This window comes from Pseudomonas petrae, from assembly GCF_021728295.1.
Classification (GTDB): Bacteria; Pseudomonadota; Gammaproteobacteria; order Pseudomonadales; family Pseudomonadaceae; genus Aquipseudomonas; species Aquipseudomonas petrae.
This window is the reverse complement of sequence record NZ_JAKJXE010000001.1, coordinates 724,062-737,541: the sequence shown is the minus strand read 5'-3', so window position 1 is coordinate 737,541 and position 13,480 is coordinate 724,062. Positions and strand designations below refer to the sequence as shown.

Sequence of the window (13,480 nt, the reverse complement as noted above, 5' to 3'; positions counted from 1 at the left end):
ACATCAGATCGTAGGAGTCGGCTTGCTGGCGAAAGCGTCAGGTCAGTTGCCCATGCTTTGCCTAAAACGCGGGTTCGCCAGCAAGCCGGCTCCTACGAGTGAGGAGGTGGGGCACGGTCAGCCGGAAAAGAATTCGACTTCAGATGTTTGTACGCTGGCCGATACAAAGTGCACCTCATAAGGAGTTCATCATGACCACCATCAACACCAGTTCGTTGGGTGCTTACTCCAGCGTGTTCACGGCTGCCGTCAAAACGGACGACTCCACCAAGAGCGACGCCAAGACCGCCAGCGTCGAGTTGCGTGGCAACGTCTATGGCGACCCCAAAGCCGCGGGCGCCAGCAAGTCAGGTGAGGCGTCGAGCCCGCAAGAGCAGGCGATCCAGCAGCTGCAAGAGCAGATCAAGGAGACCCAGAAGATCCTGCAACAGCAGCAGGCTCAGTTGGCCGCTGCTCAGAACAGCAAGGCGCCGGATGAGGAGAAAGCCGCCCAGGTCATGGCTATCCAGCAGCAGATTTCCGGGACCATGGCTCAGTTGAACGCTCAGCAGGGCGCGCTGCTGAACTTGATGAAAGGCACTGTCAGCACGACGGCATGATTTTTCGGCTGTAAAAACAAAAGGCCCTGAAGATTGCGCTTCAGGGCCTATTTGCATCGCATCGGATTACGCCGCTTTTGTGGCTTCCTCGGCCTGCTGCACGCCACGATTGAGCGCGCTGAACAGGGCCTTGAAGCTGGCCGTGGTGATGTTCTCGTCGATACCGACGCCATGCACCGCGCGGTCGCCATTCACGCGCAATTCGATGTAGGCAGCGGCTTTGGCCGTGGTGCCTGCGCCAATGGCGTGCTCGTTGTAGTCCATGATCTCGACCGGCACCGGCAGACCTGCAACCAATGCTTCCAGCGCGCCGTTGCCTGTGCCTTTCCAGCGCAGGTTGCTCTCGCTGTCACCCTTGCCGGTCACTTCCACTTCCACGGCGCTGTTGCCGTTCTCTTCCTGCAAGCGGTGGCTGACCAGCGCATACGGCTTGTTGGCCTGCAGGTATTCACGTTTGAACAGCGAGTAAATCTGCTGAGCGGTCATTTCCAGGCCCAGACGATCGGTCTCGCCCTGAACCACCTGGCTGAATTCGATCTGCATGCGACGCGGCAGGGAAATACCGTATTCCTGTTCGAGCAGGTAGGTGATCCCACCCTTGCCGGACTGGCTGTTGACGCGGATGACCGCCTCGTAGCTGCGGCCAATGTCAGCCGGGTCGATTGGCAAGTAAGGCACTTCCCACAACGTGCCTTCCTTCTGCTGGGTGAAGCCCTTGCGGATCGCGTCCTGGTGAGAGCCGGAAAACGCGGTATGTACCAGATCGCCAACGTACGGATGACGCGGGTGCACCGGAATCTGGTTGCACTCCTCGACAACCTTGCGCACGCCGTCGATATCGGAGAAGTCCAGCTGTGGGTTCAGGCCCTGGGTGTACATGTTCAGTGCGACGGTCACGAGGTCGACGTTCCCGGTGCGCTCGCCATTGCCGAACAGGCAACCCTCAACGCGATCCGCGCCGGCCATCAGGCCCAGCTCGGTCGCGGCGACGCCGGTGCCACGGTCGTTGTGGGTGTGCAGGCTGATGATCACGCTGTCACGACGGGAAATGTTGCGGCAGAACCATTCGATCTGGTCGGCGTAGTTGTTCGGGGTTGCGACTTCGACGGTCGCTGGCAGATTGAGGATCACCTTGTTCTGCGGGGTTGCGTTCCACACTTCGATGACGGCGTCGCAGACTTCCTTGGCGAACTCCAGCTCGGTGGCGCTGAACGTCTCAGGCGAGTACTCGAACTGCCATTGGGTTTCCGGCTGCTGGGCGGCGTATTTGACGAACAACTGAGCGGCATTGACTGCGATGGCTTTGACGCCCGCTTTGTCCTGGTTGAAGACGATGCGGCGGAAGGACGGGCAGGTGGCGTTGTACAGATGGACGATGGCTTTTTTTGCACCGCGCAGCGATTCGAACGTCCGCGCGATCAGGTCTTCGCGTGCCTGCGTCAGCACCTGAATCGTGGTGTCGTCCGGGATGTGGCCGTCTTCGATGAGCGTGCGCACGAAGTCGAAATCGGTCTGCGACGCGGACGGGAAGGAGGCTTCGATTTCCTTCACGCCGACTTGCACGAGGGTCTTCCAGAAACGCAGCTTTTTGACCGCATCCATGGGCTCGATCAGGGACTGGTTACCGTCACGCAAGTCGGAACTGCACCAGATCGGCGCCGCAGTGATGGTCTTGGAAGGCCAGGTGCGATCAGGCAGGTCGATGACAGGAAAGGCGCGGTACTTCGTCGAGGGATCTTTGAGCATGGTCATGTGAATAATCCTTGTTGTACTCAGGGCCGAAAAAAGGCGGCCAGCCGGTTGATGCGATAGTAGCACTGCGGGTGAGCGTCGAGGCACCGCGTTCAGCTTTGCAGTCGTGCACTGACGAGGCAAAGGCAGCGATGTTGACGCATCAGAATGAGGGTGTGAGAGGTTTTCATGTCGCCAAACGTAATCAATGGGGTGAAAGCTGGCAAGGGGTCGGGAAACATTGAGAGAAGTTACTGGATAATGCTGGGCGGCAGGATTTTATTGCCGTTAACGTAGTTTCGGCGAGATTTAATTGCCGGTCGGATTCCGTGTTAGCAACTCGGCCAGTGTAGGAGCGCGCTTGCCCGCGATGCTGAGCAACAAGTGACATCCATGTCAGTTGACCCGACGCTGCCGTGGGCAAACGGGCTTCACGGGGCTGGGCGGCATGCTGAGCATTAGGGCTGAAACGCATTAATGAAAATCGCCGGATCAACCCGCGCGTCATTCAGGCTGACGTTCCAGTGCATGTGCGGCCCGGTCGCGCGACCGGTCGAACCCACGCGCCCAACCACGCCACCGCGCGGCACGGCATCGCCGACTTTCACGTCGATCTTCGACATATGGCAGAACATGCTGATGAAGCCCTGCCCGTGATCGACGAACACTGTGTTGCCGTTAAAAAAGTAATTGCCGATCAGAATCACCTTGCCCGCCGCCGGCGACTTGATAGGCGTGCCAGCAGGGACCGCGAAGTCCAGTCCGGCGTGAGGATTACGCTCCTCACCGTTGAAAAAGCGCCGCACGCCGAATTTGCTCGAGAGCGGCCCGTCTACCGGTTTGTCCAGCAGCAGGTTGCTCGGCGTCACGGGACTGAACGTACGGTAGGCGCGAACCTGCACATCGAGTTCCTGCTCGATGCGCTTCAGGTCGTCCGGGTTCGGATTGACCTGACGCTGATTCTTCAGCGTGATGCGCTGTTCCGGGTACTTCTTGTTGCCCACCACGAAAGGCAGGTTGCGGCCATCGCTGCTGACCTGCTGGGGACTGCCCGGCTTGATGCTCAGCGGAATGCCGACAATGGCCAGCCAGCGCGCGTCCTGATCCTTGACCACCAGCACCGGCTTGCCCTGCCACGTGGCTTTCGGCGCTTGCGCGGCGGGGCCGAGATCGACCACCGCCACGCCGCCCGGCACCGGCTTGTTGAGCAGGCGGGAAATGTAGCTGTCAGCGTAGGCGGGCAGAGCAGCGCAAAAGACCAAGGCAGCAGTTGCCAACGAGCGGGATAGAAGAGGCAGCATTGATCAATCCAGAAGTGAAAGGGTGACAGGCGTCAGATGGTTGTCTTCGACGCGCACTTGCAGCTCGCCGTCCGCCAGCTTTGCCGTCAGGCGCTGACCCTGGTGGGTCTGCTCGGCAGCGCGAATGGCCCTGCCGCGTTCATCCAGCAAAATACTGTAACCGCGGCCAAGGGTCGCCAGCGGGCTGACCACGTTGAGCGTCTGCACCTGACTTTGCAGCTGCAAGCGACGGCTCTTGAGGTTTTCCTTGATCGCACGGGGCAGCCGCTCGGCCAGCACCGCCAGGCGCTGACGCAGAAACATCAGCGTGCGTCCCGGATGTTGCGCGGCCAGGCGGCTTTCCAGATGGCTCATGCGCACCTGGCGCTTGTGCATCTGCTGCTCAAAGGCCCGGCGCATGCGCATGTCCAGATCGTCGAGGCGCTGGGCGCGCTGGCGCAGACGCTCGCCGGGGTGACGCAAGTGGCGGGAAATACCGTCCAGACGCAATTGCTCGCGCATCAGCCGGTCCTGCATGCGGCTGATCAGTCGGCGCTCCAGGCTGTCGACCCGGCGGTGCAGATCGCTTGAATCCGGCGCCAGCAGTTCAGCGGCGGCGGAGGGCGTCGGGGCGCGCACGTCGGCGACGAAGTCACTGATCGAAACATCTGTTTCATGCCCGACCGCGCTGACGATCGGCGTTACGCAGGCGTCGATGGCCCGGGCGACGGCCTCTTCGTTGAAGCACCACAGGTCCTCCAGCGAACCGCCGCCCCGGGCCAGGATCAACGCATCAAAGCCGCGGCCGTCAGCGAGCTTCAGGGCGCGAACAATCTGGCCGATGGCTTCGCGGCCCTGCACGGCGGTCGGGATCAGAGTGAGTTCGACCTGTGGGGCGCGACGGCGAAACACGCTGATGATGTCGCGAATCACCGCGCCGGTCGGGGAGCTGATGATGCCGATGCGCTTGGGGTGCAGCGGCAGGGCGACCTTGCGCTCGGCGCTGAACATCCCTTCGGCGCTGAGCTTCTCCTTCAACGCATCGAAGGCCAGACGCAGCGCGCCATCGCCAGCAGGCTCGACGGTGTCGAGAATCAGCTGGTAGTCACCGCGACCTTCAAACAGCGAGACCTTGCCGCGCACCTTGACCGCCAGGCCGTCCTTCAACGCCTGACGCACCCGCGCCGCGTTGCTGCGAAACAGTGCGCAACGCACCTGGGCGCCGGAGTCCTTCAGCGTGAAGTAAACGTGCCCGGAGGCGGGACGCGAGAGGTTGGAAATCTCGCCCTCCACCCAGATGCTGGAAAACACATCCTCCAGCAGCACGCGTGCGCGGCCGTTGAGCTGGCTGACAGTGAGGACGTCCCGGTCAAGGCCGAGTCTTGCGAAGGGGTCTTTGATCATGGCGGCATCATAAAGGCATTGGGGTACGGGTCACCAGATGAGATCGCGGACGGCGCGCTCCCCAACCGCCCTACTTGACGTCACCGACAGCGCGATTAAGCTGCCGCCCCCCGATTACTCGTCAGACAGGCCCGTCATGGACACCCAAAGCATCATCGTCCCGCAAATCTCCAGCTTTCCTGCGCACGAAGCGAAGGCGCGGGCGATTCTGCGCTGGCTGGTGAAGCTGAACGTCGTCGAGGAATCGCTGACCACCTGCGGGCGCAGCTTCAACCGCATGGCCTATGCGGTTGCCCGGGGCGCGCGACGCATCGTTGAAAACCCTGATGCCTTGCCGTTCGGTCAGCCGGTCAACGGTCTGGAGATCGTCCTCAAGCGCTGCATCTATACGCCGCAGCAGGGTTTCAAAGAGGAGGCCGGTTGCCCGGAGTGTCGGCGTGAGATCGGCGAAGCCCTGTTCGACAGCCTCGAAGAATGGATGCCGGGCCACACCGACAACTTCATGTGCCCCGAATGCCGCCATGAAGACGACATCAACGGCTTTCTGTTTCTGGAGCCGTGCGGGTTCTCGAATCTGGGGTTCATTTTCAACAACTGGCTGGATGCCGGCTTCAAAAGCAGCTTTGTCGAGGCGTTTGCCGAACGCATGGACCGTCCGGTGTCCCACGTCAAAGTCAGGCTGTAGAAGTCCTGTGCAGCGATAGACCGCATTAATCTCGCTCATAAGGTAAATAGCCTGATCTTTACATTGAGATAGTGCAGGTGTCTGGGTACAATGGCGCGCTTCCATTTTCCCGCTCGGGAGCCCAGCGATGCTGCGTATAAGCCAAGAAGCCCTTACATTCGACGACATTCTCCTTGTGCCCGGTTATTCCGAGGTGCTTCCTAACGAAGTCAGTCTGAAAACACGATTGACCCGTGGCATCGAACTCAACATCCCCCTCGTTTCCGCCGCTATGGACACCGTCACTGAAGCCCGTCTGGCAATCGCCATGGCTCAGGAAGGCGGCATCGGCATCATCCACAAGAACATGACCGTCGAGCAGCAAGCTGCCGAAGTGCGCAAGGTCAAGAAGTTCGAAGCGGGTGTGGTCAAGGATCCGATCACCATCGAGGCTGACGCCACTGTTCGCGATCTGTTCGAACTGACCCGTCAACACAACATATCCGGCGTTCCGGTCCTGCATGACGGCGAGCTCGTCGGCATCGTGACCTCCCGCGACGTCCGTTTTGAAACCCGTCTCGATGTTCCTGTTCGCGAAGTGATGACGCCGAAAGAGCGTCTGGTCACCGTCCGTGAAGGCGCCGACAAGTACGAAGTGCGTGATCTGCTGCACAAGCACCGTCTGGAAAAAGTCCTGATCGTCGACGACAAGTTCGCCCTCAAGGGCATGATGACCGTCAAGGACATCGAGAAATCCAAAGCCTGGCCTCTCGCGAGCAAAGACGACCAGGGTCGTCTGCGCGTCGGCGCTGCAGTCGGCACCGGTAAAGACACCGGCGAACGCGTCAGCGCGCTGGTTGCTGCGGGCGTGGACGTCATCGTTGTCGACACCGCCCACGGCCACTCCAAAGGCGTGATCGACCGCGTTCGCTGGGTCAAACAGAACTTCCCTGATGTACAAGTCATCGGCGGCAACATCGCCACCGGCGCCGCTGCACTCGCACTGGTCGAAGCCGGCGCTGACGGCGTGAAGGTCGGCATCGGTCCTGGCTCCATCTGCACCACCCGTATCGTCGCTGGCGTGGGCGTCCCGCAAATCAGCGCCATCGCCAACGTGGCTTCGGCGCTGGAAGGCACTGACGTTCCGCTGATCGCCGACGGCGGCATCCGCTTCTCGGGTGACCTGTCCAAGGCCATCGTTGCCGGCGCCTACTGCGTGATGATGGGCTCGATGTTTGCCGGTACCGAAGAAGCTCCGGGCGAGATCGAGCTGTTCCAGGGCCGTTCGTACAAGGCCTATCGCGGCATGGGTTCGCTGGGCGCAATGTCCCAGGCCCAGGGCTCCTCGGACCGGTACTTCCAGGACTCGTCCGACGGCGCGGAAAAACTCGTACCGGAAGGTATTGAAGGCCGCGTTGCGTACAAGGGTTCGCTGACTGCCATCGTTCACCAGTTGATGGGCGGCCTGCGCTCTTCAATGGGTTACACCGGCAGCGCCGACATCCACGAAATGCGCACCAAGCCTGAATTCGTGCGCATCACCGGTGCCGGCATGGCTGAGTCCCACGTTCACGACGTACAGATCACCAAGGAAGCGCCGAACTACCGCGTAGGTTGATCGAAACGCGCCTGATGACTCAGGCGCGTTTCACGAATTGTGTACCGGGGCTGTTCATGACAGCCCCGTCTTGTTTCTGATTTTCGACGAGAATGACTATGGCCCTCGACATTCACGCCCACCGCATCCTGATCCTGGACTTCGGTTCCCAGTACACCCAGCTGATCGCCCGTCGCGTTCGCGAAATCGGCGTTTACTGCGAACTGCACCCGTTCGACATGTCGGACAAAGCGATCCGCGAATTCGCCCCGAAAGGCATCATCCTCGCCGGCGGCCCCGAGTCCGTCCACGTTGCCGACAGCCCGCGCGCGCCGCAGGCCGTGTTCGACCTGAACGTGCCTATCTTCGGGATCTGCTACGGCATGCAAACCATGGCCGAGCAGCTCGGCGGCCGCGTAGCCGGCTCTGAATTGCGTGAATTCGGTTATGCCCGTGTCGACGTCGTCGGCAAGAGCCGCGTGCTGGATGGCATCGAAGACCACGTCGACGCCGATGGCGTTTTCGGTCTCGACGTGTGGATGAGCCACGGCGACAAAGTCACCGAGATCCCGGAAGGCTTCCACGTACTGGCCAGCACCCCAAGCTGCCCGATCGCCGGCATGGCCGACGACACCCGCGGTTACTACGGCGTGCAGTTCCACCCGGAAGTGACCCACACCAAGCAGGGCGGTCGCATCCTGTCGCGCTTCATCCTCGATATCTGCGGCTGCGAAGCGCTGTGGACCCCGTCCAAGATCGCTGAAGACGCCATCGCTCAGGTTCGCGCCCAGGTCGGCACCGACAACGTCCTGCTGGGCCTGTCCGGCGGTGTTGACTCCTCGGTGGTCGCGGCGCTGCTGCACAAAGCCATCGGCGACCAACTGACCTGCGTCTTCGTCGACAACGGCCTGCTGCGTTTGCACGAAGGCGAGCAAGTCATGGCCATGTTCGCCGAGAACATGGGCGTCAAGGTGATCCGCGCCAACGCCGAGGACCAGTTCCTCAACAACCTTGCCGGCGAAAGCGATCCGGAGAAGAAGCGCAAGATCATCGGGCGCACCTTCATCGACGTGTTCGACGCCGAGTCGACCAAGCTCGACAACATCAAGTACCTGGCCCAGGGCACCATCTACCCTGACGTGATCGAGTCCGCTGGCGCCAAAAGCGGCAAGGCCCACGTCATCAAGTCGCACCACAATGTGGGCGGCCTGCCGGAAGAGATGAACCTGAAGCTGGTCGAGCCACTGCGCGAACTGTTCAAGGACGAAGTCCGTCGTCTGGGCCTCGAACTTGGCCTGCCGTACGACATGGTCTACCGCCACCCATTCCCGGGTCCAGGCCTGGGCGTGCGGATCCTCGGTGAAGTGAAGAAGGAATACGCCGACCTGCTGCGTCGCGCCGACCACATCTTCATCGAAGAACTGCGCAAAGCCGACTGGTACCACAAGGTCAGCCAGGCATTCGTTGTGTTCCAGCCGGTGAAATCGGTTGGCGTGGTCGGCGATGGCCGTCGTTACGCTTGGGTTGTTGCCCTGCGTGCCGTAGAAACCATCGACTTCATGACCGCACGTTGGGCGCACCTGCCTTACGAGTTGCTGGAAACGGTGAGCGGCCGGATCATCAATGAGATCGAAGGCATTTCGCGCGTGACTTATGACGTGTCGAGCAAGCCGCCTGCGACGATTGAGTGGGAATGATGGGGCGTCCGGCATTGTCCGGCACGATCTAGCAAGAAATACCCTGGAGCCCGCGTAATTGCGGGCTTTTGGCTTTTTGGGTCTGGCAAATTCTGGCAGCTTTGTGCATCGCCAAGCACCGTGTTTATGTGGCATGGTACGGGGCATTGACTAAGCCAAATGCCATGCTTGGTGCTCGATACCATGTCACCTTAGTAGGGATGGACATGGTATCAAATCTCACGATAACCCCGGTTTTATTGGGCTTTACCGTGGTGCATGAGTGCTTTTCTGAGCATGGTATTTTTTCCATGGAATCCATAACTGCCATGTTGACCGATACCAAGCTGCGTAATCTCAAGCCGAAAGAAAAACTCTACAAAGTGAACGACCGTGACGGGTTGTACGTGGCAGTCACCGCTGCCGGTTCCATCTCTTTTCGCTACAACTACTCCATCAACGGCCGTCAGGAGACCATTACGTTCGGTCGTTATGGCGTGGGTGGCATCACGCTTGCTGAGGCCAGAGAGCGCTTGGGCGAGGCGAAAAAGATGGTTTCGGCTGGCAAGTCACCTGCCAAAGAGAAGGCCCGTGCCAAGGCACGCACCAAAGGGGCAGAGACGTTTGACGCGTGGGCTGAGAAATGGCTGCGTGGGTATCAGATGGCTGACTCGACCCGGGACATGCGCCGATCTGTTTACGAGCGCGAGCTAAAGCCGCACTTCGGTAATCAGAAGCTCGTGGAAATCAATCATGAGGATCTGCGAACGCTGACTGATGCAATCGTAGAGCGTGGAGCTCCAGCCACGGCGGTGCACTCCCGCGAGATTGTGATGCAGGTGTTCCGATGGGCGATTGAGCGTGGCCAGAAGGTCGAGAACCCGGCTGATCTGGTACGTCCTGCAAGCATCGCGAAATTTGAGCCGCGTGACCGCGCTTTAGGGCCTGACGAAATCGCGTTGATGTATCAGTACCTAGACCGCATCGGCACCGCCTCCTCCGTTAGGGTGGCCGCTAAGCTGTTGTTGCTGACCATGGTCCGCAAAAGTGAGTTGACCAACGCTACTTGGAGCGAGATCAATTTCAGCGAGGCCTTGTGGACCATTCCGAAAGAGCGGATGAAGCGCCGCAACCCCCATTTGGTGTTCTTATCTCAGCAGGCGCTGGATTTTTTCATTGCTCTGAAGACGTTTGCCGGTGGTTCGGATTACGTTTTTCCCTCTCGGTACGATTCCGATTTGCCAATGAGCACCGCGACGATCAATCAGGTGCTGACGCTGACCTATCGGCTCGCGCAGAAAGAGGGGAAGCCGTTGAGCAAGTTCGGACCGCATGATTTGAGGCGGACAGCGAGCACGCTGCTGCATGAAGCGGGTTATAACTCAGACTGGATTGAGAAGTGCCTTGCGCACGAGCAGAAGGGCGTACGAGCCGTCTATAACAAGGCTGAATACCGCGATCAGCGTCGGGCGATGTTGCAGGATTGGGCGGATATGATTGACGAGTGGACCCTTCACCGGCCACGTCGAAGAAATGGCGGCCAAGAATAAAGTTAGAAATTCAATCTGCCAGCTTTCGAGTTCGCCGTCTGATGGCCGCAGAGATTGCTTGGCGCGATACGCCAAGCTCCCGGGCGATTTCAGATTGGTTCGTAACGCCTCGGTTTAACAAATCATCCAGCGAGCTTGTTGGCGATTTGAGTGTTTGGAGTTGGACGTAGGCCTTTTTCCTGACATCTGCCCATGTTTCTATATCCCACCTACGGAGCACGGCAGCTCCTTGTGCCCATATTTGGGCAATCAGTTCCTCATACTCAAGTGCAAACCTACGGTCGCGCTGATAGGCGCGGCGAGCTTCATCGCTACGCCGCGGATTATGAGCTTCACAGTAGAGTTTGCTCGGTCTGGCTGCGCCTTCAGGCTGGCCCGGCAGGGTCGCAGGTCTCAGTAATTCGCCGTCTTCCGCCCAGATAGAAACGAGCATTCGGCGCTCCACATGCTCGCGGAATGCAGCTATCGAAAAGTCTCCGCGCAATTCCTGCATATCACAGTATCTCAACAGCATCCGGGAGGGCCCATATTTGCCAAACTCCCCCCTCAATGCCTGTTCGTAACGAGCAACCAATATATCGGCTTTTTTCTGAGCCCTTGTACGAACAGATTCTGTTAGCGGCACCACTTTGACATTTTCGCGCTTTAAGCGCTTGAACACCTTTGGCGCCGCCATGCTGATCGCATACTCGGTGGACCGCCAGCATAGCTCGCAGAAGCACCAGTCGTAGTGGTTACTCAATTTCGACCGGATGCGATCAGACGATGTATCGCTCTCCCTAACCAGCAGTTGCAGAAGCGGGTCGTAGGTGCTCGACGGCTTTAAGTTTTTTCCCATCCTTGGATGATAGCTCCGATTGACAACCATATTCTAACTTTTTTGCGTCCTAGTTCTGGCCCTCGAAGGCATTGTCAAGCATCTGACAACTTCGAAGGAAAGCGACCCCATGGAGACGAAACCAAAGAGCAAAACACTCATCAACCGTAAGAAATTGCATGCGATGATCCCGCTGGCTGAGCGCACAATTTACAACATGGAACAAAGGGGTGATTTCCCACGCCGTATCGCTTTGACCAGCCGGAATGTTGCTTGGGATTTGGCTGAAGTCGAAGAATGGATTGACGCGTGCAAAGCTTCTGGCCCGGCTCCCAGACCTGGAATTGGAGCCTGAGTAGTGCGGACCGGGTCCGATCCAGGGCCCATTTCGCAGCAGCATCGTAGGACTACGCATGCTCAACATCAACGCTCACAGCTTGCGCTGTTCAGTTCACAGGGCGAGGCGCAGACGTACCACGACAGCACCCGGAGCGGCTTTTTTTCCCTTCTTGTTGATGTGCGTGGCGACAAGCGCCAGTCGTCCCACTTGTTGGCAGATATGCCGACCGTTCTCGGTCTGGTAGACAAAACCCGCGACACATGGATGTCACAGGCCGAATTCATGCGCCCCAACCGGCGCGTCGTGAATCTATCGCGCTTGGGGTTACTGTTCGCCGATCTCGACACCTATCGCGTTCCTGCGCTCGCTGGTTTCTCGCCCGACGCCCTGGCCAGCTATGTGATGTACTTCTGCGCAGAGGAAGGCATACCCGCCCCGTCCATGCTGATTTACAGCGGCCGCGGAATCCAAGCCAAGTGGCTTTTGGAGGGCACGATTCCGCGTCAGGCATTGCCGCGCTGGAACGCCTGCCAGCGCTACCTTGTTGAGCGCTTGGCGCACGTTGGGGCCGATCGTATGGCGAAGGATGCAAGCCGCGTGCTGCGTACCGTGGAAACCGTCAACAGCAAGAGCGGCGAAGTGTGCCGCCTGGTGCATGTTCAGAGCGGCATCGACGGCCAGCCGGTGCGTTACAACTTCGAGTATCTGGCCGAGTCGCTGCTACCTACTGCGCGTTGGACAATCGAACAGCAGCGGCAAGCGCAGGCCGAACGTATCCAGCGCAAGCCCTTCAAGCTTGTATCGGTACTCGGCGGCAAGACGAACAACCTACGGGGATTCTCCGGCCGCCAGCTCGCGTGGGATCGACTGGAGGACTTGCGCAAGCTGGCCGACCTTCGCGGTGGTGTCAGCGAAGGCTGCCGAATGCAGCACCTGTTCTGGCGGCTAAATTTCCTGTTGCTGTCGGGCGCAACCAACAGCAAACAGATGTACCACGAAGCATCCGCGCTGGCCCGTGAGCTAGACCCGCAATGGAATAGCCGCTCCAGAGAGCTGATGACGTTGTTCAGCAAAGCCAAGGCGTTCGAAGCAGGCGAGAAAGTGAGCTTTGAGGGCAGGGACTATGCCCCGCTGTACACGCCCAGGAATGACACGCTGATCAATCTGTTCAGGATCACGCCAGACGAGCAGCGGCAGCTTAGGACTGTAATTAGCCCGTGCGAGGCCGCAGAACGCCACAGAAAGCGCGAGGAAGGCCGTAGGCGTGCCGCCGGGGCTGTAGATAGGGAAATATACCTAGAAGTGACCGTCGACCGTCGAGCTGAGGCCCAAACACTTCGAGCTCAGGGATTGAGCATCCGGGCTATTGCAGCCCGCATGGGCGTCAGCAAGACCGCTGTAGGGCGTTATGTCAGTGATATCGTCGAGCCTACCACTTCAGTGCATATCACTAATTGCGAAGCGCTTTTAGCGTAGGCCGAGTCGCGTCGATCCGACGACGGATGAGGGTCACTCGTTGCGGGCTTAAAGGTGTCCCAGGTCCGTGCGTATTACTAATGGCGAAGCCTCCGCGCTTTTGGCGGTGGTCCGTTCATGGTGGTCCATGGGTAGTCTCAAAGCTGGAAGAATTCTACGGTAAGCTAGCTGAGCTTTATTGCACCTGCTCTCGGCGTGTCCCTTGTTGATGAGTAGGTGTGCGGCAGTAGAGAACCATTAGAGGCAATTCGATGGGCAAAATAATTGGTTACGCAGTGGAAAGTGGCTTGGAAGGTGGGTTTCTCGTGCAAGCATCGCCTAGCGTATGGGTTACGTGCTTGGAAAG

Annotated in this window: 11 protein-coding genes; 7 read left to right on the top strand and 4 right to left on the bottom strand. The window is 59.2% G+C overall.

Annotated elements, in window-relative coordinates:
- The first annotated feature begins 191 nt into the window (after nucleotides 1-191).
- Nucleotides 192-599: a hypothetical protein gene (locus L4G42_RS03130; protein ID WP_237251198.1), complete on the top strand. Its 408-nt coding sequence runs from the start codon at nucleotides 192-194 to the stop codon at nucleotides 597-599.
- Nucleotides 600-665: 66 nt separating this feature from the next.
- Here the strand turns inward: L4G42_RS03130 and leuA are convergent, their stop codons facing one another.
- From leuA to xseA, 3 genes are all read right to left on the bottom strand, one after another.
- Complete coding sequence (leuA, locus tag L4G42_RS03125) at nucleotides 666-2,351, bottom strand: 2-isopropylmalate synthase (RefSeq protein WP_237251197.1); 1,686 nt, start codon at nucleotides 2,349-2,351, stop codon at nucleotides 666-668.
- Between the two features lie 437 nt (nucleotides 2,352-2,788).
- Nucleotides 2,789-3,631 (bottom strand): peptidoglycan DD-metalloendopeptidase family protein, encoded by an 843-nt coding sequence (locus L4G42_RS03120; protein WP_237259176.1) that lies wholly within the window; start codon nucleotides 3,629-3,631, stop codon nucleotides 2,789-2,791.
- A gap of 3 nt (nucleotides 3,632-3,634) precedes the next feature.
- The gene (gene xseA / locus L4G42_RS03115) at nucleotides 3,635-5,014 is read right to left on the bottom strand and encodes an exodeoxyribonuclease VII large subunit (RefSeq protein WP_237260526.1); all 1,380 of its coding nucleotides are present in this window, start codon (nucleotides 5,012-5,014) and stop codon (nucleotides 3,635-3,637) included.
- A 136-nt stretch (nucleotides 5,015-5,150) separates the two neighbouring features.
- Between xseA and L4G42_RS03110 the strand changes: the two genes are divergently transcribed.
- The 4 genes from L4G42_RS03110 to L4G42_RS03095 all read left to right on the top strand — a co-directional run bounded on the left by L4G42_RS03110 (nucleotide 5,151) and on the right by L4G42_RS03095 (nucleotide 10,501).
- Nucleotides 5,151-5,699 carry a sugar ABC transporter ATPase gene (locus L4G42_RS03110; RefSeq protein WP_237251195.1) on the top strand — a complete coding sequence of 183 codons (549 nt, stop codon included), beginning with the start codon at nucleotides 5,151-5,153 and terminating at the stop codon, nucleotides 5,697-5,699.
- 127 nt (nucleotides 5,700-5,826) lie between these two features.
- Nucleotides 5,827-7,296, top strand: a complete 1,470-nt coding sequence (guaB, locus tag L4G42_RS03105; RefSeq protein ID WP_065989989.1) for an IMP dehydrogenase — start codon at nucleotides 5,827-5,829, stop codon at nucleotides 7,294-7,296.
- 98 nt (nucleotides 7,297-7,394) lie between these two features.
- Nucleotides 7,395-8,972 (top strand): glutamine-hydrolyzing GMP synthase, encoded by a 1,578-nt coding sequence (gene guaA, locus L4G42_RS03100; protein WP_237251194.1) that lies wholly within the window; start codon nucleotides 7,395-7,397, stop codon nucleotides 8,970-8,972.
- Nucleotides 8,973-9,280: 308 nt separating this feature from the next.
- Complete coding sequence (locus tag L4G42_RS03095; RefSeq protein ID WP_237260548.1) at nucleotides 9,281-10,501, top strand: tyrosine-type recombinase/integrase; 1,221 nt, start codon at nucleotides 9,281-9,283, stop codon at nucleotides 10,499-10,501.
- Between the two features lie 10 nt (nucleotides 10,502-10,511).
- Here L4G42_RS03095 and L4G42_RS03090 read toward each other — a convergent pair whose 3' ends face one another.
- Nucleotides 10,512-11,339, bottom strand: a complete 828-nt coding sequence (locus L4G42_RS03090; protein WP_237260524.1) for a hypothetical protein — start codon at nucleotides 11,337-11,339, stop codon at nucleotides 10,512-10,514.
- 109 nt (nucleotides 11,340-11,448) lie between these two features.
- Between L4G42_RS03090 and L4G42_RS03085 the strand changes: the two genes are divergently transcribed.
- Both L4G42_RS03085 and L4G42_RS03080 read left to right on the top strand, forming a co-directional pair.
- Nucleotides 11,449-11,673 carry a helix-turn-helix transcriptional regulator gene (locus tag L4G42_RS03085; RefSeq protein WP_004878789.1) on the top strand — a complete coding sequence of 75 codons (225 nt, stop codon included), beginning with the start codon at nucleotides 11,449-11,451 and terminating at the stop codon, nucleotides 11,671-11,673.
- Between the two features lie 204 nt (nucleotides 11,674-11,877).
- On the top strand, nucleotides 11,878-13,134 hold the full coding sequence (locus L4G42_RS03080; RefSeq protein ID WP_474001583.1) for a helix-turn-helix domain-containing protein: 1,257 nt from the start codon (nucleotides 11,878-11,880) through the stop codon (nucleotides 13,132-13,134).
- Nucleotides 13,135-13,480 lie beyond the last annotated feature (346 nt).